The sequence below is a fragment of the Porphyromonas vaginalis genome (assembly GCF_958301595.1).
GTDB classification, from domain to species: domain Bacteria; phylum Bacteroidota; class Bacteroidia; order Bacteroidales; family Porphyromonadaceae; genus Porphyromonas; species Porphyromonas vaginalis.
Map to the genome: position 1 here is coordinate 956,487 of NZ_CATQJU010000001.1, position 24,907 is coordinate 981,393.

The window sequence follows — 24,907 nt, forward strand, 5'->3', positions numbered from 1 at the left end:
ACTATGGATCTGCAGACAATCATTGTACTCCTCATTATCGCAATCACACTGCTCTACATCATTCGTAGTGTGTGGCGCCTGATCCGCCGACCGCGAGGAGCCTCAGGCTGTGCCGGTTGCTCTGCCTGCCACCATAGCAAGCCGATAGCAAAGCCGAGGGAGAAGTCGAGAGGTTAGCGGTGAGCGTCCCGACTTGCGGACACTAGGCGGTGTGGGATTATAGTCGTAACTTTGGTCTTACGACGTAATCAGACAGCCTAGCAGGTCAACTACTAGACTGAGCACTAGTAGTATAAGTAGTGACAAAGCAACGAAGAAAGATAGGTTTGCGGAGTAGCTCTCCTGCACTGACGATCGTACTCCTCTTTGGAGTAGTCAGCATGCTGGGTGACCTTGTGCATGAGTCTGCTCGTAGTGTCAACGGGCAGTACCTCAGCTTGGTGGGGCTCTCAGCGACACAGGTGGGACTAGTCTTCGGGCTAGGCGAGTTCCTCGGCTATGCGCTGCGTCTGCTCTCAGGTGCTTGGCTGGACAAGAGCAAGCGCTACTGGCTCTTCCTCTTCATAGGCTATGGGGTGCATTTGGTGATTCCTCTGATGGGCTTGACCACCTCGTGGGGGTGGCTCTACACCTTTATCCTCCTCGAGCGAATAGGCAAAGCCTTACGCAGCCCAGCTAAAGACACAATCCTCTCAGCCGTCGCAGAGAATCAGATAGGCTTGGGGTACGCCTTCGGCATTCAGGAGGCACTGGATCAGTTGGGCGCATTCCTAGGACCTCTCATCTTTACGGCACTCTTCTACTTCGTGGGGAGCAGTGGGCTAGAGGTTTTTCAGCTAGGCTACCAGTTGCTGGTTATTCCCTTTATCATCTTGATGGTAGTCCTCGCCCTGGTGCATCGCAAGTTTGTGCGAGAGGAGCTCACCCCGGAGGTGGACACCACCCAAAAGCCCCCTCGCCTACAACCAATCTTCTGGATTTACTCGGCATTTACCTTTTTCGTTGCCTTCGGACTAATCAACTTCAGCCTGATAGGCTATCATCTTAAGACGCAGCAGATAGTTTCTGATGGGATGGTGCCGATCCTCTACGCTGTAGCCATGGCGGTGGATGCCCTCGTCGCAATCTTCATCGGAAAGGGTTACGACCGCCTGAAGCGCCAGCTGAGGCACAAGACGGGAGGCGTCTTGATTCTGCTCATTGTTCCGCTTCTGACAGCCTTCGTGCCACTACTAACCTTGTCTCACTCGGTGAGTATGCTCTGGATCGGCATGGTGCTGATGGGGGTCGTACTGGGAGCGCACGAGACGGTCATGAGGTCCGCCATCGCAGACATCACGCCCTTCAGTAAGCGTGGCATAGGGTTCGGAATCTTTAACACGGTCTACGGTCTGTCGCTACTCCTCGGCTCGCTCCTGATGGGATGGCTCTACGACCTGGAGCAACAGCCAATTATCGTCGCTATGACGATCATCTCTGAGGGTGCTGCTGTCGCTCTGTACGTCGTCCTCTACAAGCGAATCCAGAGGGAGCGGGTCAGCAACTAGCGCCAAACCTCTATGAGCGCCGTTTAGTAGGAGGTGAGAGAAATCAGAGAAAAAGCGTATTTTAGCACTCAGAAAGCGAGCTAATGCGCTTCTCCCATTACACGATGCAACAGACACCCCCCACAACCTACCAAGGCAACGATCGAGTCCTCTTCGGATTTATCTTTGGCTTGCTCTCCTTCTGGCTCTTTGCCATGACGCTCCTCAATATCCATGTGGATATGAACAAGGAGCTGGGACTCTCCATCTCGACGCTTAGCTTTGCCGTGTCGGTCACCTCGCTGGTGAGCGGCCTCTTTATCGTGGTCTTCGGAGGCTTGGCCGATCGCCTCGGACGTGTCAAGCTCATTCGCTGGGGCTTTTACGCAGCTATCCTAGGGGCTCTGTGCATCGCGCTGACACCCGCTCAGAGCGCTCTGACAGCACCGATACTTATCGCGGGTAGAGCCTTACAAGGTCTCTCGGGTGCGTGCATCATGCCCGCCTCGCTAGCCCTCCTCGGTGTCTACTGGAGTGGCAAAGGGCGACAGCGCGCAGTCAGTCTCTGGAGTATGGGTACGTGGGGAGGCTCTAGCTTTGCAGCCCTCTTCGGAGGCTTTATGATCAGCACTTTGGGGTGGCGAGCTATCTTCTACGTTTGCGCCCTATTTGCGATAATAGGGCTGCTGCTCATCAAGGGGCTCCCAGAGAGTCGTGCCGAGCAGCAACAAGCGAAGCGATTTGACATCTTCGGCTTTGTCACCTTCTTTGTGGGTATCTTGTCGCTACAGCTTTTCATCGCCAATGCGCCCGTCTGGGGCTGGCTCAGTCTTTACTCGCTCTCCAGTATAGCGATCTCGGTCATTGCTATAGTGGTCTTCATCTATGTGGAGCATGGACGAGAGGGCGCCTTTATGAACTTTGCCCTCTTTCGCAATAAGACCTTCACAGGAGCGACCATATCCAACCTAATCCTCAATGCCACAGCGGGCGTACTCGTCGTGTCGCTCAGCGTACTACAGCAGGGCGGTCGTATCGATCCCGCCACGGCGGGCTACCTGACCATCGGCTATGGGGTCTCCATCTTGCTCTTCATCCGTGTGGGTGAGAAGCTCCTCCAGCGCTTTGGGCCTCGCAAGCCGATGATCTGGGGCTGTATGCTGATCATCGTCTCAATCATCCTCATGTCTCAGACGCAGCTCATGACGGGCGTCTATATGATCCTGACGGGTGTGGCGTACGTCCTCTTTGGTACTGGGCTAGCCTTCTATGCGACACCCTCGACCGATGCGGCACTATCGAGCCTACCTCGAGATCTCTCGGGACAAGGATCCGGCATCTACAAGATGGCTTCGTCCCTTGGCGCTGCCTTCGGACTGGCCATATCACAGGCTATCTACAATGGCATCCAAGTGTCGGGAGAGCCGATCGAACTGCTAGGCAATCTGATCAACTTCGTGGGGCAGCAGGGCAACCTCAACTTCCGTCACGCAGCGATGGTGACCATGTCCTTCAATATAGGCCTGCTCCTCCTCGCTATCCTATCCATAGCTCTGACAATACCCAAGCAGAAGAAGCAGGCTGAGGCATAGACACAACTAATATATAGACACACACAACTATGAAATCTAAGATAAGTGAAGCCATCTGCCGAGATATGGAGCAGTGGTTCGAGAGCTTTCATCAAGCTCCAGAGACAGCTATGCAAGAGTACGACACCTCTCGCATCATCGCCGAGAGGCTACGCGACTTTGGCTATGAAGTGACGGAGGGTATCGGCAAGCTCGGCATCGTGGCTACGATGCAGCGTGGTGAGGGGACGCGCTCCCTAGGCATCCGTGCGGAGTTTGACGCACTAGCTATACAGGAGGAAAACGACCTGCCCTACCGTAGTCGCATCCCGGGGCATGCACACCTCTGCGGGCACGATGGACATACGACGATGCTCCTCGGAGCTGCCAAGCAGTTGGCCGAGAGTGGTCACTTCAATGGTAAGCTCACACTCATCTTTCAGCCCGGCGAGGAAACGATGCAGGGAGGTGCCGCAATGGTTGCCGATGGGCTCTTCGAGCGCTTTCCCGTGGACGCGGTCTATGCGATGCACAATCTGCCTGGTCTGCCCCTCGGCACGCTACACTTCTGCTCTGGCGAGATGATGTCTGCCGTGGACAACTGGGAGATCAAGCTCATGGGTCGCGGCTCTCATGGCTCTATGCCTGAGCTTAGCATCGACCCCGTCGTCGCAGGGGCCTCGCTCGTCTTAGCTCTGCAGAGCATCGTCTCACGCAATGTATCCCCTTGGCATCACAGCGTGGTGACTATCGGAGCCTTTCTCGCAGGGGATACGGGGAATACGATCCCCGACAGCGCTACCCTCAGACTCTCTATCCGCAATATGGAGCCAAAGACGCGCGTTCAGGTGCTGGAGCGCATCCGCACCATCACGCAGCACCAAGCCGAGAGTTATGGCTGTGCCTATGAGATCACCGAGGGGCAGCCTGGAGCCGTCCTGATCAATAGCGAGGAGGAGACGCGCTATGCTGCCGAGGTGGCGCGCAAGACCTTTGGCGAGGAGCGGGTCGTCTACCCCAGCGCACGCTATATGAGTAGCGAGGACTTTGCCTTCATGCTACAGAAGCAGCGGGGCTGCTACCTAATGATAGGTAATGGCGAGACCCCGATGGTACACAATCCTAAGTTTATCTTCAACAAGCAACTGCTTCCGATCGGCGCCTCCTATTGGGTTGCGCTAGCCGAGGACTACCTCCGCTAGTGGCTCACTGCTCTACGTGGTAATTTCGTACCTTTGCGCTTATTATGACCGAGAGAGTAGAGCAAGAGAACAAGTGGGTCTATATCGAGACCTACGGCTGTCAGATGAATGTGGCTGATAGCGAGATCATAGCTGCGCAGATGCAACTGGCGGGCTATCAGCTCACCGATCAGATCGATGAGGCGGATGCCGTACTCATCAATACCTGCTCGGTGCGCGACAATGCGGAGCTGCGTATCATACGTCGTCTGGACAATCTCAATGGTCAGCGCAAACGCTCGGGGCATCCGCAGATCGTTGGTGTGCTGGGCTGTATGGCAGAGCGTGTGCAGGAGACGCTCATACGGGACCATGGCGTGGATCTGGTGGCAGGCCCTGATGCTTACACCGATCTGCCGCACCTGATAGCTGCCGCTGAGGCGGGTGAGCCGGCTATTAGCATTGAGCTGTCGAAGAGTGAGACCTACAGCGATGTGATCCCTGTGCGTCTCCCAGGCTTGCATATCAGTGGCTTCGTCTCGATCATGCGTGGGTGTAACAACTTCTGCACCTACTGCATCGTCCCCTACACACGAGGTCGTGAGCGTAGCCGTGATCCCGAGAGTATCATCCGAGAGGTGCAGCGTATGGCGCAAGAGGGCTACCGTGAGGTAACTCTCCTAGGGCAAAATGTCAACTCCTACTGCTGGCAGTCTGAGACGGGCGCCAATTACACTTTTGCTGATCTGCTGCGCAGCGTTGCTGAGGCGGTGCCTACGATGCGCATTCGCTTTACCTCGCCTCACCCCAAGGATATGAAGGATGAGACGCTCGAGGAGATGAGCCACTATCCCAACATCTGTCGCCATATCCACTTCCCCCTGCAGAGCGGTAGTAATCGCATCCTAGAGCGTATGCACCGACGCTATACGCGTGAGTGGTACCTAGAGCGTGTGGATCGTATCCGTGAATATATGCCCGACTGCGGGTTGAGTACTGATGTCTTCTGTGGCTTCTCGGGTGAGACGGAGGAGGACTTTCAGGAGACGCTGGAGGTGATGAGGCTGGCACGGCTGGATAGTGCCTTCATGTTTAAGTACTCGGAGCGTCCCGGCACCTACGCCTCGCGTCATCTCGTCGACGATGTCCCCGAGGAGGTCAAGGTAGAGCGGCTCAATCGTATGATCGCCCTGCAAAACGAGCTGAGCCTCGAGAGCAATGAGCGTGATGTGGGCAAGAGCTTTGAGGTGCTCATCGAGGGTTACAGCAAGCGCTCGCGCGATGACTTCTTCGGGCGTACCCAACAAAACAAGGTAATCGTCTTCCCCAAGGGTCATAACCAGATCGGCAAGCTAGTGACCGTGCGTGTGGAGCGTGTCACCTCGGCAACGATGATCGGTAGCGAGGTCGAAGGGTAGGGGACAAGCTGGAGAGGCATCCCAATAAGCAGGTAGCCGCAGGGTATCTTTAGCCTTTGCGAAGAAAAAAACATCATTCCAATACCTAGAAGTAGGTATTCTCAGAAGTTTGTTGTATCTTTGCACTACCAAAGCATGAGAGATAACCTATTTTGGTGTCCCAAGGCGGTGGTAACATCATAGATAATCTTATACACTCAACTTAAAACCAATAAAATTATGGCACACGTAATCACTGACAGCTGTGTAGCTTGTGGCACTTGTATCGATGAGTGCCCCGTAGGCGCAATCTCTGAGGGCGATATCTACTCTATCGACGCTGATACTTGCATCGATTGTGGCGCATGCGCTGCAGCTTGCCCATCAGGCGCTATCGAGGGTTAAGATACACACGGAGGTGTCGCCCCTAGGGCTTCGCTACCTCCACACCCTCTAGCGTGTAGCCATCGCACACGGTCGCTACACACTTAACTACAGAAAAAAGGCGTCCCCCAGCTAGTGTCTATGTACACTAGCTGGGGGACGGTCTCGTTTGAGGTGTTGTCGCATATTAGTATCTTTGCATAAGATAAGAAGGGTAGGCACCTGGCAGGAGCTTGCTACGTAAGTCAGCGACTGTCAATGCGGAGGAGCTACTCTTCGAATAGATACACACGACATCATGAACGCTAGCGACTATCCTATACTCTCGCAGATCGATACACCTCATCAGTTACGTCAGCTACCTCTCTCGCAGCTCCCAGAGTTGTGCCGTGAGTTGCGCCGCTATGAGCTAGAGGTGCTCTCGCATGTGCCGGGTCACCTGGGTTCTAGTCTGGGTGCGGTAGAGCTCACGGTAGCTCTACACTACGTCTGTCGCACCCCCTACGATCGTATCGTCTGGGACGTGGGGCATCAAGCTTATGGGCACAAGATCTTGACTGGTCGACGCGATCGCTTTGAGACGCTACGACAGTGGGGCGGACTCTCGGGTTTTCCGCTCCCGAGCGAGAGTGAGTACGACACATTCCCCGCGGGGCATGCCTCGAACTCGATCTCCGCAGCGCTAGGTATGGCAATCGCTGCTAAGCTCAAGCAGGAGGAGCGTCATGTCGTGGCTGTCATCGGTGATGGATCGATGACGGGCGGGCTAGCCTTCGAGGGGCTAAACAATGTGAGCTCTTATCCCAACGATCTGCTTGTGGTGGTCAATGATAACAACATGTCGATCGATGCCAATGTGGGCGGGCTCAATAAGTATCTTGTCGACCTCAACACCAGCCACGCCTACAACACAATCCGCTACGACCTCTACCGTGGCTTGCGACAGATGAACCTGATGAACGATCGTCGCAAGAAAAACATCCAGCGGATCAACAACAGTGTCAAGTCGCTCCTGACGCAAAACCACTCCTCCTTCTTTGACGGCCTAGGGATCCGTTACTTCGGTCCTGTAGATGGGCATGACGTAGAGCATCTCGTGGAGACGCTACGACGTATCCTCCCGATGCGGGGGCCGAAGATCCTACACCTCAGGACAATCAAGGGCAAAGGGTATAAACCGGCTGAGGAGAATGCGACCGTATGGCACGCTCCTGGGTGCTTTGACGTGAAGACGGGAGAGCGCATCAAGAGCGAGCGAGGCGCACACCCGCCGAAGTTTCAAGAGGTCTTTGGGACGACGGTCACCGAGCTGGCTGCCGAGGACAAGCGGATCGTGGGGATCACGCCAGCGATGCCGTCGGGCAGTTCGCTGAATGTGATGATGCAAGCTTTCCCTGAGCGAAGCTATGATGTGGGCATTGCGGAGGCGCATGCGGTCACCTTTAGCGCGGGAATGGCGCGTGAGGGGATGATCCCCTTCTGTGTCATCTACTCCTCCTTCCTACAGCGTGCTTACGATCAGCTGATACATGACGTCGCCCTGCCTGGCTACCATGTAGTTCTTTGCATTGATCGTGCGGGCTTGGTCGGGCAGGATGGAGCGACCCATCAGGGAGCCTTCGACCTAGCTTATCTCTGTACCATCCCGAATATGACGGTGGCAGCTCCGATGAATGAGCACTACCTGCGTCATCTGATGCGTACCGCTTACGAGGGGCAGGAGGGGCCTATGGCTATCCGCTATCCGCGTGGTGAGGGTTCGCTAGTTGACTGGCACTGTCCTGCGGAGCTTCTACCGATAGGCAAGGGACGTGTACTGCACGAGGGCGGACGTATCGCTCTGCTCTCTATCGGCACCATCGGTGTGACCGCCGAGGAGGTGCGTGAGCGTCTGCTCGCTGAGGGTGTTGAGGTGGCGCACTATGACTTGATCTTTGCGAAGCCTCTAGACGAAGAGTTGATCACGACTGCTCTAGAGCGTTACGACCGCATTGCCACGCTCGAGGAGGGTACGCTCATCGGTGGGGTAGGCGAGCGGATCGCCGCACTGGCACAGCGTCAGGGCTTCCGAGGACGGATGATACATTTTGGTCTGCCCGACACTTTTGTTGAGCAAGGCACTGTCGCCGAGCAACGCCGCTACTGCGGCATTGATGCCGACACAATATATAATAGAATCAAAGCTGAGCTATGCGAATAGTTATTGCTGGTGCTGGCGAGGTGGGTACTCACCTAGCCTATAAGCTATCGGGCGAAGAGCAGCAGTCCACGACTCTCATTGACTCTGACAAGGAGCTGTTGCGTCGTGTACAGCGCAAGTTTGATGCCTACACGATCGTGGGCGACCCAACGAAGCTGGAGGATCTGCAGCTGACGGAGGTACATGACTGCGATCTCTTTGTGAGCGTGATGCCTGGCGAGGCGGAGAATCTACTCGCCTGTATGCTTGCGGCGCAACTGGGTGCCAAGCGAACCATAGCTCGTATCAATAATCACCGCTACCTGGCGGAGCATTATCGACGCTTCTTCGGGAGTCTCGGTATAGACCAGCTTATCTACCCAGAGGAGCTGGCCGCTGAGGAGATAGCCAACAGCTTCAAGCACCCCTGGGCGAGAGTTTATGTGGAGCTACTCAATGGAGCTTTCGTCCTCGTGGGTGTCAAGGTGCGACAGGGAAGCATCCTCGTGGGGCGCCCGCTGAGCTGGACCAAGGGTCTAGACGACAAAGCCTTTCACGTGGTCTCTATCAAGCGTGGCGAAGAGACGCTCATACCTGATGGTCAGACGGTCATAGAGCATGGTGACGTGGTTTTCTTCACCTGTCTCAATAAGGACATAGACCTCGTCCGTCAGTACTGCGACAAGGATCAGCGTCCCGTGAAGCGAGTGGTCATCCTCGGGGGTAGCCTTATTGCGCTTCGTACGGTCTCCAAGGCTCCGAGTAATATCGACTTTCACCTGATCGAGCGAGATCTGGAGCGCATCAAGGAGATCGAAGATGAGATCCCCTCTAATGTCAAGCTCTACGATGGCGATGGACGTGACCTTAACCTGATCTCCGAGATAGGACTGGACGAGGAGAGCATCTTCGTAGCACTAACGGAAAACTCGGAGACAAACATCCTCGCTTGTCTTGCTGCCAAGCGCTTTCAGGTGGCTAAGACGATCGCTAAAGAGGAGAACATCGACTACATCCCCCTTGCTGAGAAGCTCGACATCGGTACGATCATCAATAAGAAGGTGATCGCTGCGGGCAACATCTTTCACGCACTCCTCGGCTCCGACACGAAGACCGTCAAGTCGCTCACCATCGCTCACACCGATGTAGCGGAGCTACAGGCTAAGAGCGGATCTACCATTACTGAGCGTCCGGTCAAAGAGCTGGATCTACCGAAGGGTATCACCCTCGGAGGTCTGGTGCGCAATGGTGTGCCGATGCTGATCGACGGTGATATGGAGATACAGCCCTACGACAGCGTCGTGGTCTTCTGTACCAATACACCTATGGAGCAGCTCTCTAAGCTATTTGACTAAAGCCCCTCGGCTTTCTAATTTCTCTATTCTCTTTTTGATCCAACCAAGCTCATGAGACGTATCAATCTACCCTTCGTAGGGAGCATCGTGGGGGGTATCTGTCTGATCGAGTGTATCTTCCTCCTCCTCAGTGTTGTCGTATCGCTCATCATGCGAGACTACACTGTAGTGCCACTCTTGGTCACGCTAGGGATATCCCTGCTGGTAGGCATAGTGCTACTCCTCTGTGGACGGCTGAAGCACAGCGACAAACTCGGTCGTCGCGAGGCTATGCTTGCCGTGTCGATGACGTGGCTGGTGGTGGCACTGATTGGTATGATCCCCTTCTTGGTGGGAGGCTATCTGCCACGCTTTAGTAACGCGCTCTTTGAGTCGGTCTCGGGCTTTACCACTACGGGCGCCTCGGCCTTTACCTCCGTGGAGCACCTCCCCAAGGGGATCCTCTTCTGGCGCTCCATCATACAGTGGCAGGGCGGTATCGGCATCGTCGTCTTCTCTCTAGCACTGAGTCCTGTGCTGGGCAAAGACATCGGACTCCTCTATCAAGCCGAGGTGACGGGCGTAGATCATGACCGCTTTATGCCACGCATCAAGGAGGTCGCTATACGACTGGCAGCTGTCTACACGCTCCTGACGATCGTGCTGATCGTGCTGCTACGACTCACGCCGATACCTTTGTTCGATGCTACTTGCATGGCTTTCACTTGTCTCTCGACAGGTGGCTTCTCTATCTATGATCAGCCCTTTGAGGTGATCAATAGTCCTTACTTTGAGACGATACTGATGATCTTTATGGTGATCGGTAGCCTTAACATGACGCTCATCTACTTTGCCTTCAAGGGGCAGGTCAAGCAGCTCTTCAAGGACGAGCAGACCCGCTGGTTCCTCGGCATCATCCTTGTCACAGCTACGCTCGTGACCCTACACCTTGTCATCAGCCAGATACAGCCTCACCTAGGGAAAGCTATCCGCGACGCTTTCTTTCAGATTATATCGCTCATCTCTACCACGGGATATGTCTATGCGGACTATGGTAGCTGGGGCCCCTTCTTTATGCTGTGCGGGATCTTCGTCATGCTCATCTGTGGTTGTGCTGGATCCACGGCGGGCGGTCTCAAGGTGATCCGCTTCGTCATCATGTCCAAGACACTCCCCAAGGAGATTGCCCACCGCGTCTCTCCGAGCCTTGTGGCTCCTCTGCGGATCAATGGCAAGAGCGTCCCCGACGAAGTGGTCTACAAGGTGATGGGCTTCTTCTTTGGTTACATCGCCCTGATCTTCCTAGGCACCTTCTGTCTCACCTTCACAGGCAATGACTTTATCTCTGCCAGCACAGCCTCTGTCACAGCCATCGGCAATGTGGGGCCCGCCTTCGGCGACTACGTCTTCAACTTTTCGAGAGCCTCTTCTTTTGACCTCCTTGTGCTGAGTTTTCTTATGCTGGCGGGTCGTCTAGAGCTTTTCACCGTGCTGAGTCTCTTCGCTCCAGCCTTCTGGCGTCGCTAGTCTCTTCACTAGCGCGGTGCAAGACGGTAGAGTACGAAGGAGATGGCTAGGTAAACCAAGTTTGGTAACCAAGCTGCGACCATTGGCGACATGGCTCCCGTGACTGCAAAGGAGGAGGTGACCGTCATGAAGAGGATGTAGAGGAAGCTGAGCGACAGTCCCACCGCGAGGGCTAGCCCCATGCCGCCCTTGCGCTTGCGAGCCGAGAGCGAGACGCCCATGAGCGTTAGTATGAAGGAGGCGGGGATCATCGCTATGCGCTTGTGTAGCTCGATAGCGTAGAGCTGTGTCGCAGCTCCTCTCATACGTTGCTGCTCGATCGTGTGGTATAGCTGTGGCGTGGTGAGCATCTCGACATCCCCCTCGGTGACGAGAAAGTCCTTGGGCGTGATCGGTATGATGGTGTCTAGCTGATTGCCCCTACGGAGCGAGTCTTGCCTCTCGCCAAAGTATGTAATCGTATAGTCCTCCAGCTGCCAGTTGTGGAGGGTGTCGTAGACGATACTATTCGCTATCACGCGACTCTTGAGATCTTTGCCCTCAAAGCGATCCATCGAAAAGGTGTACCCGACCTTGCTCTCATCATTGTAATAAGACATAAACATAAAGGTCTCGGGCGCCACCTGCATCTGGATCGCATTGGCGTAGGTGATGCGCTTGTCCTTGATATACTTATTCTGAAAGTCTATCCTGATGCGATTCCCCGGCGGTATGACGAAGCTACTCAAGAGGAAAGTCAGTATCGCGATCACGGCAGCGCCCATCATGTACGGCTTGAGAAGCCTACGGAAGCTCACACCGCAGCTCAGGATGGCTATGATCTCACTATTCTCTGCTAGACGCGACGTGACGTAGATGACCGCTATGAAGACAAAGAGCGGACTAAAGAGGTTCGCATAGTAAGGAACGAAGTTCGCATAGTAGTCCCAAATGATGGCTCGTAGTGGGACCTCCGGCTGTAAAAGACTGTCTAGCTTTTCGGTTACGTCGAAGGCTATCGCCACGGCCAAGATCAGGACAATGGAGAAGAAATAGGTGGCCAGAAACTGGGTAAAGACGTACCTATCGACCGTAGAGATTACCTTGCGACGCATCTGCCTTTCTAGACGTTTGACTCTTTATATCGTAGCTTGAGACCTCGGGAGGATCACCTTCCGGGGGCTTGTACTATGGTATAGATCGATACTAGAGCTGGTCATAAGCTCACTACTTAGCATAGCTCACGGCACGAGTCTCACGGATCACCGTAATCTTGACCTGTCCTGGGTAGGTCATCTCGGTCTGTATCTTGTGAGCGATATCTGCCGAGAGCGTCTCGGTAGCCTGATCGTCGATCTCATCGGCACCGACGATGACACGCAGCTCACGACCCGCTTGGATCGCGTAGGTCTTGACCACGCCTGGATAAGAGAGTGCCAGCTGCTCGAGGTCTTTGAGACGCTTGATGTATGCCTCGACGATCTCGTGACGAGCCCCTGGTCTAGCACCGCTTATCGAGTCACAGATCTGCACGATAGGGGCGAGGAGCGTCTCCATCTCCACCTCCTCATGGTGAGCACCGACGGCGTTGCAGATGTCGGGCTTCTCCTTGTACTTCTCACAGATCTTCATGCCGAGTATAGCGTGTGGTAGCTCAGGCTCCTCGTCAGACACCTTGCCAATGTCGTGTAGCAAGCCTGCACGACGAGCTTTCTTAGCATTAAGCCCCAGCTCAGAGGCCATCGCCGCACAGAGATTGGCCGTCTCACGCGCATGCTGCAGGAGGTTTTGCCCATAAGACGAGCGATACTTCATCTTACCCACCAGACGTACCAGCTCAGGGTGCATACCATGTATACCGAGGTCGATGATCGTCCGCTTGCCCGTCTCGATGATCTCCTCCTCGATCTGCTTGCTCACACGATCTACCACCTCCTCAATGCGAGCCGGGTGTATACGTCCGTCCTGTACCAACTGGTGCAGAGCTAGACGAGCTATCTCGCGGCGCACTGGGTCAAAGGCTGAGAGCACGATAGCCTCTGGCGTATCATCTACGATGATCTCCACACCCGTGGCAGCCTCTAGAGCGCGTATGTTACGCCCCTCACGACCGATGATGCGTCCCTTGACCTCGTCATTGTCTATGTGAAAGACAGAGACAGAGTTCTCTACCGAGGTCTCCGTAGCGATACGCTGTATCGTCGCTACGATCAGTCGTCGAGCTTCTTGCGAAGCATTCATCTTAGCCTCTTCGATCACCTCTGCGGTGTAGGCAGCCGCCTGATCACGAGCCTCTAGGCGTAGGGACTCGATGAGCTGCTCGCGAGCTTGCGCTGCGGATAGGCCACCTATCTCCTCCAGCTTAGCTTGCTGTGTGAGGATGGCGGCGCTTAGCTCCTCTTGCTTCTGAGCGACTAACTGCTCCTGCTGAGCCATCTGCTTGCGCTCACGCTCTAGGTCAGTCGAGGCATCTTCCAGCTGCTTGGTACGTGCTGTGAGCGTCTGCTCGAGCTGCTGTAGGGTAGTCTCTCGGCTCTGTACCTGAGCCGTGCGATCGGCCAAACGCTCCTCCAGCTCCCCTTTGAGCTGCAAGGCGTATTCCTTAGCCTCGATCACCTTCTGTTGCTTAATTATCTCAGCATCCTGCTTAGCTTTCTCTAAGATGCTGTCAGCCTCATGTAGCTCCTTCTTTTTAGTCTTATGAGCCTCGAGGATAACCTGGTCGGCACTCTCCTGGGCCTCTTTTAGGATGCGCTCCGCTCTCTGCTTGTAGAGGCGCATCACGGCAAGCCATACGGCTCCACCGCCTACGACGAGGGCTAATAATATGAATAGTATCAGTAGGTATATGCTAATCTCCATAAATCGTTATCACTAAAGTGTGTATATCTAATCCGTCACAATGTCTCTGACATGATCGGTAGAGATACAGACTCACCCTAATGAGAGAAGTCCTAGTGGTCAAACGCGTGGATCCCAGCTATACATCCAGTCCTTGCTAACAAAGGAAAGAGACGTCCTCCCGCAGCCTACAACTGTCGCTTTAGTAGGCTATTTACCTCAGAGAGACGCTTCAGCAGCTCTGTCGTGTCATTACTCTCCTTGAGTACCTCACACTGTACGGCTATATCCACAGCCGCCATAAGCCAGTGCAACTGCTCATCGCTCTCCGCAGGTTGCGGGTAGGCTGCACGATACTTCTTGACGAGAGCCGATATCGTATGCTGTGCACGACGATAGTAAGGCTCCTCGCTGCGTGGCACATCGATGGGGATAGCGATACCATCGACAAGTAGCGTGATACTCTGCATCTCGTCCTGACGATGCTCTGGTTTAGTGCTATGCAGATCCATCTGTGCCATTAGTGAGGCTGAGTTGTAGCTGTACTATGTTGTAGCTCTAGGAGAGCTATACTTTGGTCCATTCGTTTGATCATCTGAGACAGTCGCTCCTTAGCGATGCCCATATCAGTACCACTGACGATAAGCGCACGCGCCATCAAGAGTTGCCGGTTGCGACTCTCGAGTCCCTCCAGCTCATCACACCGCTCACTGAGCCGTGCCTTGAGGTCTGCTATCTCCCTGCGCTGCGCCTCTATCTCTTGTTGCAGCGCATCACGCTGCTCGATGAGTCGCAGAGCATTCTGGTAGAGTGCATCCACCTGTAGTTGCTCGTCGTGCGTCATTTCGTCACCATGTGTATCACAAAGGTACAGAAAAAAAAGACTCATCCCAAGATTTTGTCGCACCCTGCCCCGCAACGACACCTCCACACACCTACCCCAGCATCTCCAAAACAGGAGTTGGCCGTTTGTAATGCGGTTTGCGGAGTTGAAGGTCGGGTTGGCGTTTGGCGGTCTCAGATATTCTTCGTACCTTTGCAGGTACAAACGATCGCGGAGTGGAGCAGTGGTAGCTCGTTGGGCTCATAACCCAAAGGTCACAGGTTCGAGTCCTGTCTCCGCAACTAATGATAGACGCATTCCTCATTTGGGGTGCGTCTTTTTTGTTGTCCATACGCTATGGTGTGCGCTGAGCGGGGCGAAGAGGAATGGGACAGCCGTCGCTTTAGGAGTTTGCGGACAAAAGCTGTCAGATGAGACTGTTGCAAAAGTCAACAGTCTCACAATCTTGCGAGCAAGATTGTCCTGACTTTGCAGAAGACTTTGCAGAAAGGATGAAGCGCAAGATGCTGAGGATGAGGTCTGAAGGAAGCATACCTCGGTATGTGACCGAAGGCGAATCCCGAAAGCAACACAGCGATTCGCCTTTATGCAACAGCCTCCAGATACGAAAAGCACGCTACACACCCCTCTCAAGGGTCTGTAGCGTGCTTTGTGATTTAGGTGAAGCCGAGAGACGCAGACGGTGCTCTCAGACTGCGATATGTGGCTTACTTATCAGCCTTCTTACCACGATTGCCGTAGCGGCTCATGAACTTATCGACACGTCCTGCCGTATCAACGAGCTTAGCCTTGCCCGTGTAGAAGGGGTGAGACGTATTGGAGATCTCTATCTTGATGAGCGGATAGGTCTCGCCATCGATCTCGATAGTCTCCTTAGCGTTGGCAGTACTCTTCGTGATGAAGACTTCGTCATTGGACATATCTTTGAATGCCACTGGACGGTAATTCTCAGGATGTAGATCCTTTTTCATTGCTTTGTTGCGTTTAAGTAGTTAATAATCTTGCAGGGGCGTGGCTCTCCTTCCTCCTAAATAGTAGTGAAAGAGGGCTAGCGAAAGGCCTTCCTCTCGTCTAGCACCACGTGGATACCGCAAGGGCTTGTCTCGATCAAGTAGCAATCGGTGAGCTGCTCACACTTGGGAGATAAGCTTCGGAGGGCAAAGGTACAATAAATATCTGAATCTTCAGAATCTGGGTCTTGGCTGTTAGCTGGAGTGATCGGAGCTATCAGAGCTATCGGAGCCATCGGGACTCCGCTCTCTAGTCTCTAACCTCTAACCCCTAATCTCTAGTCTCTAACCTCTAACCCCTAGTCTCTAATCTCTAAATTCGTACCTTTGCGGTAGCACCGATGCGATGTGACAGTCGCTGCGGTGCCTGAACCGCATTTTATCACGAACAAAGTATACCTAACATGAAGATTACAAAAGATAGCTACGTAACCTGCGAATACGAACTCTACACAGGTGAAGGAAAGGGAGACATCGTCGAGAAGGCTACTCCCGAGGCTCCTCTAGCTCTGATCGTCGGAGCTGGATTTCTACTGGAGGCTTTCGAGAAGCAACTGATGGGACTAGAGCCTGGCGACAAGTTTGACTTTACCCTCAAGCCCGAGGAGGCGTATGGAGAGGTCTCTGACGCTTACATCCTGGAGCTGGAGAAGGATCTCTTCAAAAACGAGAAGGGCGAATTCCACTCAGATGTCGTTTTCGAGGGCAATGCTGTCCCTATGCTCGACAACCAAGGCAATCAGCTGGTTGGCATCGTCGAGAAGATCACCGACGATACGGTGACGATGGACTTTAACCACCCGCTGGCTGGTCAGACGCTACACTTCATCGGATCTGTCCTAGAGGCACGTCCTGCCACTGAGGAGGATCGTCAGAGACTGACGGCACAGTTCTCGGGCCATGCGGGCGGTTGCTGCGACGGCGACGATCACGAGGGTGGTTGCTCTTGCTGTAGCGGTTGCCACTAAGCAATCACACGATGAATAGCTTCGGACGGCATCTGCGACTGACCACCTTTGGGGAGTCGCACGGAGTGGCCATGGGGGGAATCCTCGATGGTATGCCTGCGAGCTTCCGGATCGATCGGGAGGCTGTGCAGCACTTTGTCAACCTACGTCGTCCGGGCTACTCACGATCTACGACAAAACGCCGAGAGCCAGACGAAGTGGTCTGGCTCTCAGGCTTGACTGACGAGGGACGGACGCTGGGGAGTCCGATAGCCTTCGTGATACAAAACAAGGATGCTCGCTCGCAAGACTACGCCACCGCCACGAGTGAGCTAGGAAAACCCTTTAGAGCAAATCATGCCGACCTGACTTACTGGCTTAAGTATGGTCTCGAGCCACAGCCTGGTGGAGGTCGGTCGAGTGGTCGTGAGACGGTCGCTCGCGTGGTGGCGGGAGCCATTGCTCAGCAATGGTTAGAGCAGGAGCGAGGCGTCACGGTGCAGGCTTTCATACAGCAGGTGGGTACTCTGTCGCTAGCTGGCGACTACACGACCTACCCCTTAGAGCATACTTATGACCGCCTCTGCTACTGTCCTGATGAGACACTAGATGAGGAGATAGCCACTTACCTGACTAAGGTACAAGCTGATCGAGACAGCGTGGGCGGTGTCGTGGGCTGTGTGGTGCGTGGTGTGCCTGCAGGCCTTGGAAACCCCGTATTTAACCGTATACCAGCACTCCTGAGCTATGCCGTGATGAGCATACCGGGGAGTCGTGCTTTTGCCTTTGGCGATGGCTTTGACCTAGCGGGGCAGCGGGGTAGTGCCGTGCTAGACGAATTGCTCGCGATGAGCGATACGGGTATGGTGACCTTCGGCAGCAATCACAATGGCGGTGCGCTCGGCGGGATCACGACGGGACAGGATCTGGTGATGAAGGTAGCGTTTAAGCCGACCCCTACCATTGCCCGTCCGCAGCAGACGCTCACGACCGATGGAGAGAGCGTGACACATACCTTCACGGGTCGTCACGACCCGTGCATAGCACTACGGGCGGTGCCTGTCGTGCAGTCGATGGTGACTCTGACTCTTGCCGACCTACTGATTGCTGTCGGCGATTAGTTGCTGGGCGACCTGCGTGCCTTGCGTGATGCGGTGCGCCATACCGATACCATCCCGACAATTGCCCGCAATGATGAGCCCCGGGTAACGATGCTCTACCTCCGCAATGGCTGCGCAGCGTCTCTCGCTGTCGGCACCGTACTGCGGGATCGCATGGCGGTGGCGCGAGATATGCACCATACTAGGCACTATGCGTGGGTCGATGTCGAGCACTTTGTAGAGATCTTTGAGTGCCAAAGCTTGTAGCTCTTTCTCTTCCATATCGATTAAGTCGGGGCGTCGTGCGCCTCCCATGAAGATGCTGTAGAGTACCCCTTCGCTGGTCGGTGTACGGTCGGCAAAGCAGTCGGACGGGAAGAGAATCCCGAGGATGTCCACCGGCTCTGACGAAGGCATGAGCGCACCGAAGCCACGATAGTTGCTGACCTTATGGTCAAAGCCGACAGCCACCTCGACGATCGGCGCATAGTAGAGACTTGTAATGGGCGATAAGAGTTCGTCTGGGAGGGTTTCGCCGAGGAAGCTCGCCAAGGCGTGGGCACCTACGGTCGAGACCACCTGCTCGGCTGAGACTTCGTGTAGCTCTCCGCCTTGCTGGTAGGTGACAAGCCAGTCGCCTGCAGCCCCCTGTCTGACTGAGGTGACGAGGGCTCCCGTGCGGACATGCTCCGTGCCGATCTGCTCGACCATCTCGTGGATCATTGTCTCCAGTCCGTGACGTGCTGAGTAGACCTCTTTGGTGGCTAGGCGATCACGGTCGCTCTTGGGCTCTTTGGCTTTTGCCATAGCTCCACGAATGAAGCTCCCATACTCCTGCTCTAGGTTGTAGAGCTTGGGGAGTGCGTGGCGGGTCTCTAGCTTCATCGGATCGCCGGCGTAGATGCCCCCGACGAAGGGGTCGACGGCATACTGCAGGAAGCTCTTGCCTAGACGTCGCTTCGCAAGAGAGCCGACAGACTCGTAGGGATCGTTGCCTTTCTTGCGCCACGGCTCACCGAGCAGGCGAAACTTATCGCCTAGCGTAAAGAGTGGTGTCGTGAGCCCGCTCCAAGGACCCGAAGGGAGCTGGTGCAGCCGTTCTTTCTTATAAATGTATCGACAGTTGCCCGCTGGTGTGGCGGCCTCGTAGCCTGAGGGCAAGAGCGCAAAGAGCTCGGCAACTTCGGGAAAAGATATCGACCCTGTGTTAGGTCCCGTCTCGAAGGTGTAGCCCTCCTCCTGCAAAGTGCGGATTTGTCCACCTGCGCGCTCCGCCTCCTCGAGGACGAGTACGGGCAGTCCCGCTTTCCGTAGGTAGAGTGCCGTGGTGAGACCTGTGATACCTGCGCCAATGACTATCGTTTGTTTCATACTGCGTGACTTTTATCGTGATTGTCTCGTGACCATCTCCTGGACGACCGTGAGCAAGCCTGCGGTGAGCTGGGAGAGTTCGTCGGGTTGGATAATGTATGGGGGCATGATGTAGCAGAGCCGGCCGAAAGGTCGTACCCAGATGCCAAGCTCCACAAAGCGTCGCTGCATAAAGGCCATATCGACCGGCTCATCTAGCTCGATCACGCCGATAGTGCCGAGGACGCGCACCTCAGTGACCCCTGCGAAGGTGCTGGCGGGTGCTAGCTCACGCTTCAGTTGCGCCTCGATCTTGGCAACACGCTCTAGCGTTGGTTCCCGCTGCAGGAGCTGCAGGCTGGCGAGAGCTACGGAGCAAGCCAGAGGGTTGGCCATAAATGTGGGGCCGTGCATAAAGCAGCCCGCCTCACCACGGCAAACGGTCTCAGCGACGCGCTGCGTCGTGACAATGGCGGAGAGCGTCATATAGCCTCCCGTGAGTGCCTTGCCGAGGGTGACGATGTCGGGCAAGACGCCCGCATGCTCCATCGCAAACATACGTCCCGTACGTCCGAAGCCTGTGGCTATCTCGTCGAAGATGAGCAGCACGCCATACTGATCGCACAGCTTGCGTGCCTCCACGAGGTAGTTGGGATGGTAGAAGTACATACCGCCGGCTCCCTGCACGATAGGCTCTAAGATGAGTGCTGCGATCTGCTCGCCGTGCTGAGCGAGCACTTGACGGAGAGGCTCCATAGCATCGTCACGCCACGGCTCGCCCCACTTGACCGAGGGCGGTGCGAGGAAGTGTTGTTGTGGTAGTGCCGTGCCGAAGATACTATGCATCCCCGTGACAGGGTCGCAGACGCTCATAGCGTGCCAGGTGTCGCCGTGGTAGCCTCGACGAATGGTGACGAAGTGGTCTCGCTGCGTCTCACCGAGGGACTGCTGGTACTGGATCGCCATCTTGAGCGCCACCTCGACAGCCACCGAACCGCTGTCTGCGTAGAAGATCCAATCAAAGCCATCGGGAAGCATTTTCAGGAGTTCCTCGCCTAGTGCTATGGCTGGCTGATGCGTTAGCCCGCCAAACATGACGTGGCTCATCTTCCCTATCTGCGTCTCCACGGCAGCATTGAGCACAGGGTGGTTGTACCCATGCACAGCGCACCACCAGGAGCTCATGCCGTCGATCAGCTCTGTGCCGTCGGCTAGGTAGATGCGTACCCCCTCGGCGTGTGATACGGGGTAGACTGGTAGCGGATCTTCTGTTGATGTGTAGGGATGCCACAGGTGCTTGTGATCCCACTCTAAGGCTTGCTGGACTGTTGGGTCGTATTGCTTCATAGTTTAAGCGGTTTCTTCGGTACGCCAATCCTTTTCGTTGGTATTGCGATAGCCCATCTCGGCGATGAGCTGCATATCTTCGCGCGCCTGCATACCGCTGGTCGTCAGCATGTCGCCCGTGATGGCACTATTGATGCCGATGTACATAGCTTGGCGCATCACCTCTGGCGAAAGCCTCAGCCGCCCCCCACTAAAGCGCAGGAAAGCCGTCGGATTGATCAGACGAAAGAGTGCCACCGTGCGCAGATACTCCTCGTCCGTCAGGCGAGGCTCGTCGGCTAGTGGCGTCCCAGCGATCGGCTGGAGTATATTAATAGGTATGGAGCGTATGGCGAGCGAACGGAGATAGCAGGCGAACTCGATGCGCTGTGCCATCGTCTCGCCCATGCCGATGATCCCTCCCGAGCAAACTTGCAGCCCTACCTCCCGAGCCCAACGAATGGTCTGCTCTTTCTCTGCCTGCGTGTGGGTCGTGCAGAGCTTGGGAAAGTGTGACGGAGCACTCTCTAGATTGCAGTGATAGGTGGTGACACCCGCCTCGTGCAGGCGTCGGAGCTGCTCCTTCGTTAGCAGTCCCATAGAGGCGCAAAGCTTGATGTCGCTCGCCTGGTGCATCGCCTCATAGTGCTGCGCGATACGCTCTATCTCCCGATCACTCTGTCCGCGTCCACTGGCCACGAGTGCGATGCGCCCGATGCCCGCCTGACGATTGGCTCGTGACTCATCCACGCACGGCTCGACATCCAGCAGCGGATAGGCCTCCGCTTGCGTATGGTAGTGAGCACTCTGCGCACACCAGTGACAATCCTCGGAGCAGTGTCCGCTCTTGACGTTGATGATCGAGCAAGTGTCGAAAGCGTCTCCCATACAGTGCCGCGTCACGCGGTGGGCTGCCTCGTAGAGAGCCTCGCTAGTTGCTTCTTTGGCGAGTTGGAGTGCTTCTTCTTGTGTTACCTCCACGGGATCGGAAGAGCAGAGAGAGGTAACGATGTCTGATAAAGGTCTCATGAGCATTCTATTGTATATCTATAATCGAATGGACGCATCGCCCACCCCTTGCTTAGTAAAGGAGTCTGCGATACGTCCATCGTTATTGGTGGAGAATTGATACAGTCTTTTGTTGGAGACTGTTATCTCATAGTACAGCCTCTTTAGTCTGCCGTAGCGCGCTCGAGTCGCTTCATAACAGCAAATATGAAAGCGGCAGAGAGTAGACAGCAGATGATTAGCACGCCCCAGAACCAGCCCATAGGCATCTTGTCCCAGAGAGAGCCCATCACGCCGACGAGCAGGTTACCTATAGCGGTTGCTGCGAGCCAGCCACCCTGCATAAGACCAGCGTACTGTGGAGGAGCTACCTTAGAGACGAAGGAAAGACCCATCGGGCTAAGGAAGAGCTCCGCAAGTGTCAGTACGAAGTAGGTGCCGATCAGCCAATTAGGCGATACGAGCGTATCACTGGTACCATGGATATGAGCAGGAGCGGGTAGTGCGTACATAATCGTTGGAAGCAGTAGTACGCAGAATCCAACAGCTGCTAGGAGCATACCGATACCTATCTTGCGAGGAGCTGAGGGCTCCTTACCACGACTGGCTAGGTAACCAAAGAGACCTACCGTGATAGGCGTTAGCAGGATGATGAAGAATGGGTTGAACTGCTGGAAGATCTGAGGTGTAATGTTTCTCAGAGCATCACCGATAGGCTTGATGTCTACGAAGTATCCACCAGCGAGACCAGCGATACCTAGCACAACGAGGATTAAGCCTGTCTTGACATTCTTCTTACCGCCTAGTAGTCCGAAGGTAGAGAGATAAATACCGTACATGAAGCAGATGAAAGGTATCAGCATCAGTAGACTAAACGGCATATAGCCCGCAGCGTCTACACGTGATACGGTATAGTCTCGTGCGAAGAAGGTCATCGTCAAGCCGTTCTGGTGGAAAGCCATCCAGAAGAAGATCACAACGAAGAAGACCAGTCCTAGTGCGATGAGACGCTCCTTAACCTCAGCCTTAGACATCTCGACGACATGCGCTGAGCTGTCGCCCTGTGCTGCCATAGCCTTAGCTTGCTTGACGGTTACGTCTGCTGCCTTCCAGGTCTTACGACAGAGTACGAAGACCAAGATAGATATGATCAAGCTGATACAAGCCACAAAGAACGAGAGACTATAAGATTGTGACAAGGTCGTCGACACATAGTGCTCACCGAAGGCACGCTCGAAGCTTAACTCTTGAGCTGCTTCACCTCTGTCTTCACGCTCCGCATTGAGCTTGTTGTTTAGATCAGCCGTCCACTCAGCTGGGATCTGCAGCATAGCCACGCGCTCATTGATAGCAAACTTGGCTGGTTCGTCCTTAGCATTGCGACTGATGAGGATCTCATGGTCGGCATCTGTGATCTGCAGTTGAGGATCACTCACTAGCCCAGCTTTAGTATACTGGCGGAGAGCTGCTATACGTAGGTCGTGAAGAACCTGTGCCTCGTCCTCGGGGAACATGACGCCAGCCTTCTTCTTAGCAGCTGAGATCTTTTGAGCCTGCTCCTCAGCCGTCAGCTGAGCATACTCAGGGTGCTTAGCTTGTAGCTCTGCGATAAAGGCGTCAGCATCGACCGTCTCGTCGTTGAGCTTATTGTAGTTTGCAGGAACGGTTGCATCGTAGAAGTAGTTCTCCTTAGCTAGTACATTGTTCGTAATCCAGTTACCCATGCTAGGAGCAAAGAAGGCACCGATATTGATGAACATGTAGAAGATAGAGAACGCCATATCACGTCCCTTAGAGTAGCGTGGGTCGTCATAGATCTTACCCACGAGTGCCTGTAGGTTACCCTTGAAGAGTCCCGTACCAGCAGCAATCAGGAAGAGGGACAAGAGCATGATCGTGATACCTGCACTTCCAGAGCCAAAAGGTAGCCCCAGGAGGAGGTAACCAGCGAACATGATCGTGACACCTGTAAAGATGGTCTTACCATATCCGAGCCATTTATCAGCTATGATACCACCGAAGATTGGGAGGAAGTAGACCAGCGCTAGGAAGGTCCCATACAGCATACTAGTCGTTGCCGAGGAGAAGCCGAACTTCGCCTGTAGGTAGAGCGTCAATATGGCTAGCATCGTGTAGTAGCCGAAGCGCTCTCCCATGTTCGTTAGGGCCAATACGATAAGCCCCTTGGGGTGTTTATTTTCCATATGAATGGTTCGTTTATAGATTAGTATTTTTCAAGTTATTCATTGCTGCGGTAGCTCGATCAGCTTGATAGAGCCACTCGTGAGGTCGAAGTATATCGTGTAGGGCAGCTGGCCTAGCTTGTCAGCACCGAGCTTGTGCTCTAGGAGTGCTGTACGCCCCCACTGCGCCACCGAGAACTCTAGCATGATCGCCTGGCTCCGCTCGGGCAGCTGTAGTGCTACACGAGCTCGTCCTGGCTCGATGTAGCGCAGTGCCTTGCTCTTGGTCAACTTATGTAGTTCCGCATCGCTCTGCTGCGTGGGATGATCTAGTGCCTCGACACTTATGTATATAGGAGCTCCCGAGAGATCTGCCTTGTCGACCAAGCCGTACTGTGGCGCAAAGCGAGCCACCACCTGCTGTGAGGCCGGCTCGTCAATGGGTACGTCCACGATCTCCTCGTAGTATCGTCTCGTAGTACGACCAGCGAAGAGTGCCTGCAGTGCTGCTATCTCTTTGTCCAGTCCGTCTAGAACCATCTTGAGTGCTGGCCCGTCGCACGGCATCGTCTCGACTTGACCCGAGAGCAGCTCCACACGGCGCTCTCGTAGCTCGAAGAGTCTACTGGCCGCCACCTCAGCCTGCTTGGCACGTGAGGTCGCTAGGGCATACTCTTGAGGCAGTGCCTGGCTAGCCTCCTGTTGGGTTACCCCCTTAGGATAGTCCGCGAGGTAGTCTGTCGTGGAGGGCTTGTACGCCTTGCCGTGGAGTGAGTAGAGCAGCCCTTCGGGCGTTAGTGCCACCAGCTGCTCGACAGAGGGTGTCGCCACCGACTGGATCAGATAGCTCTGTGTCGTGTCGGGTACGCCATGAGCGTGCATCGCCACACGCTCTATCTGGTAGCGTGTCGTGGGCTGCGTCGCATAGCTCTCACCTAGATACCTAGAAGCGTAAGCGACCAGTGCACCAGGCTCAAACTGCTCCTCTGAGATAACAAAGTGTATACGTAGTTGTGTCTTCGGTAGATAGTAAACGACCCCGTTCGCAGGCTGTTCGTCAGCCACGTACGGAGTCACAGTCGCCTGACGACTAGCGCAGCTCGTGAGCCACACCATCGTCATCGCAAGTACCCATCTAATTAGTCGGGTAGGGGTCTTAGGTCTGTGCATAATCTACCAGTGAAAAATAGACTTGGGACAAAGATACGAAAAAGAGATTA

21 protein-coding genes and 1 tRNA gene are annotated in these 24,907 nt (G+C 54.8%); 12 read left to right on the forward strand and 10 right to left on the reverse strand.

Annotated features, from left to right (window positions below):
- The first annotated feature begins 3 nt into the window (after window positions 1-3).
- The 9 genes from Q2J34_RS03840 to Q2J34_RS03880 all read left to right on the forward strand — a co-directional run bounded on the left by Q2J34_RS03840 (window position 4) and on the right by Q2J34_RS03880 (window position 11,099).
- The gene (locus Q2J34_RS03840; RefSeq protein WP_298886510.1) at window positions 4-177 is read left to right on the forward strand and encodes a FeoB-associated Cys-rich membrane protein; all 174 of its coding nucleotides are present in this window, start codon (window positions 4-6) and stop codon (window positions 175-177) included.
- A 122-nt stretch (window positions 178-299) separates the two neighbouring features.
- Window positions 300-1,547, forward strand: coding sequence for an MFS transporter (locus tag Q2J34_RS03845; protein WP_298886507.1), 1,248 nt, complete (start codon window positions 300-302; stop codon window positions 1,545-1,547).
- A 104-nt stretch (window positions 1,548-1,651) separates the two neighbouring features.
- The gene (locus Q2J34_RS03850; protein WP_298886475.1) at window positions 1,652-3,118 is read left to right on the forward strand and encodes an MFS transporter; all 1,467 of its coding nucleotides are present in this window, start codon (window positions 1,652-1,654) and stop codon (window positions 3,116-3,118) included.
- Between the two features lie 29 nt (window positions 3,119-3,147).
- Window positions 3,148-4,299 (forward strand): M20 aminoacylase family protein, encoded by a 1,152-nt coding sequence (locus Q2J34_RS03855; RefSeq protein ID WP_298886472.1) that lies wholly within the window; start codon window positions 3,148-3,150, stop codon window positions 4,297-4,299.
- A gap of 44 nt (window positions 4,300-4,343) precedes the next feature.
- Window positions 4,344-5,696, forward strand: a complete 1,353-nt coding sequence (miaB, locus tag Q2J34_RS03860) for a tRNA (N6-isopentenyl adenosine(37)-C2)-methylthiotransferase MiaB (protein WP_300969323.1) — start codon at window positions 4,344-4,346, stop codon at window positions 5,694-5,696.
- 219 nt (window positions 5,697-5,915) lie between these two features.
- The gene (locus tag Q2J34_RS03865; RefSeq protein WP_007365969.1) at window positions 5,916-6,080 is read left to right on the forward strand and encodes a DUF362 domain-containing protein; all 165 of its coding nucleotides are present in this window, start codon (window positions 5,916-5,918) and stop codon (window positions 6,078-6,080) included.
- A gap of 277 nt (window positions 6,081-6,357) precedes the next feature.
- Window positions 6,358-8,259, forward strand: a complete 1,902-nt coding sequence (dxs, locus tag Q2J34_RS03870; RefSeq protein WP_298886465.1) for a 1-deoxy-D-xylulose-5-phosphate synthase — start codon at window positions 6,358-6,360, stop codon at window positions 8,257-8,259.
- Window positions 8,250-9,593: a Trk system potassium transporter TrkA gene (trkA, locus tag Q2J34_RS03875; RefSeq protein WP_298886462.1), complete on the forward strand. Its 1,344-nt coding sequence runs from the start codon at window positions 8,250-8,252 to the stop codon at window positions 9,591-9,593. Before dxs ends, trkA begins: the two co-directional genes overlap by 10 nt.
- Before the next feature lie 51 nt (window positions 9,594-9,644).
- Window positions 9,645-11,099, forward strand: a complete 1,455-nt coding sequence (locus Q2J34_RS03880; RefSeq protein ID WP_298886459.1) for a TrkH family potassium uptake protein — start codon at window positions 9,645-9,647, stop codon at window positions 11,097-11,099.
- A gap of 8 nt (window positions 11,100-11,107) precedes the next feature.
- On the opposite strand, the gene Q2J34_RS03885 is transcribed toward Q2J34_RS03880, so the two are convergent.
- The 4 genes from Q2J34_RS03885 to Q2J34_RS03900 form a co-directional block, all read right to left on the reverse strand.
- Complete coding sequence (locus tag Q2J34_RS03885; RefSeq protein WP_298886455.1) at window positions 11,108-12,193, reverse strand: LptF/LptG family permease; 1,086 nt, start codon at window positions 12,191-12,193, stop codon at window positions 11,108-11,110.
- A gap of 112 nt (window positions 12,194-12,305) precedes the next feature.
- Window positions 12,306-13,934, reverse strand: coding sequence for a ribonuclease Y (gene rny / locus Q2J34_RS03890; RefSeq protein ID WP_374044565.1), 1,629 nt, complete (start codon window positions 13,932-13,934; stop codon window positions 12,306-12,308).
- Window positions 13,935-14,107: 173 nt separating this feature from the next.
- Window positions 14,108-14,440, reverse strand: a complete 333-nt coding sequence (locus Q2J34_RS03895) for a cell division protein ZapA (protein WP_298886449.1) — start codon at window positions 14,438-14,440, stop codon at window positions 14,108-14,110.
- Window positions 14,440-14,808, reverse strand: a complete 369-nt coding sequence (locus Q2J34_RS03900; protein ID WP_300969324.1) for a hypothetical protein — start codon at window positions 14,806-14,808, stop codon at window positions 14,440-14,442. Before Q2J34_RS03900 ends, Q2J34_RS03895 begins: the two co-directional genes overlap by 1 nt.
- A 164-nt stretch (window positions 14,809-14,972) precedes the next feature.
- Here Q2J34_RS03900 and Q2J34_RS03905 point away from each other — a divergent pair.
- A tRNA-Met gene (locus Q2J34_RS03905) sits at window positions 14,973-15,044 on the forward strand.
- 426 nt (window positions 15,045-15,470) lie between these two features.
- Here the strand turns inward: Q2J34_RS03905 and Q2J34_RS03910 are convergent.
- A complete protein-coding gene (locus tag Q2J34_RS03910; RefSeq protein ID WP_004330764.1) occupies window positions 15,471-15,734 on the reverse strand; it encodes a type B 50S ribosomal protein L31 in 264 nt (87 codons plus the stop codon).
- Window positions 15,735-16,177: 443 nt separating this feature from the next.
- On the opposite strand from Q2J34_RS03910, the gene Q2J34_RS03915 reads away from it, so the two are divergent.
- Both Q2J34_RS03915 and aroC read left to right on the forward strand, forming a co-directional pair.
- Window positions 16,178-16,741, forward strand: a complete 564-nt coding sequence (locus Q2J34_RS03915) for an FKBP-type peptidyl-prolyl cis-trans isomerase (RefSeq protein WP_298886443.1) — start codon at window positions 16,178-16,180, stop codon at window positions 16,739-16,741.
- Window positions 16,742-16,752: 11 nt separating this feature from the next.
- Complete coding sequence (gene aroC, locus Q2J34_RS03920) at window positions 16,753-17,841, forward strand: chorismate synthase (RefSeq protein ID WP_298886441.1); 1,089 nt, start codon at window positions 16,753-16,755, stop codon at window positions 17,839-17,841.
- Here the strand turns inward: aroC and hemG are convergent.
- The 5 genes from hemG to Q2J34_RS03945 all read right to left on the reverse strand — a co-directional run bounded on the left by hemG (window position 17,818) and on the right by Q2J34_RS03945 (window position 24,857).
- Window positions 17,818-19,191 (reverse strand): protoporphyrinogen oxidase, encoded by a 1,374-nt coding sequence (gene hemG, locus Q2J34_RS03925; RefSeq protein WP_298886439.1) that lies wholly within the window; start codon window positions 19,189-19,191, stop codon window positions 17,818-17,820. The two genes, aroC and hemG, sit on opposite strands and share 24 nt — an antisense overlap.
- 12 nt (window positions 19,192-19,203) lie before the next feature.
- Window positions 19,204-20,517: an adenosylmethionine--8-amino-7-oxononanoate transaminase gene (gene bioA / locus Q2J34_RS03930; protein ID WP_298886436.1), complete on the reverse strand. Its 1,314-nt coding sequence runs from the start codon at window positions 20,515-20,517 to the stop codon at window positions 19,204-19,206.
- 3 nt (window positions 20,518-20,520) lie between these two features.
- Window positions 20,521-21,525: a biotin synthase BioB gene (gene bioB / locus Q2J34_RS03935; protein ID WP_298886433.1), complete on the reverse strand. Its 1,005-nt coding sequence runs from the start codon at window positions 21,523-21,525 to the stop codon at window positions 20,521-20,523.
- Between the two features lie 143 nt (window positions 21,526-21,668).
- On the reverse strand, window positions 21,669-23,708 hold the full coding sequence (locus Q2J34_RS03940) for a peptide MFS transporter (protein ID WP_298886429.1): 2,040 nt from the start codon (window positions 23,706-23,708) through the stop codon (window positions 21,669-21,671).
- A 39-nt stretch (window positions 23,709-23,747) separates the two neighbouring features.
- On the reverse strand, window positions 23,748-24,857 hold the full coding sequence (locus tag Q2J34_RS03945; RefSeq protein ID WP_298886426.1) for a DUF4831 family protein: 1,110 nt from the start codon (window positions 24,855-24,857) through the stop codon (window positions 23,748-23,750).
- Window positions 24,858-24,907: the final 50 nt, after the last annotated feature.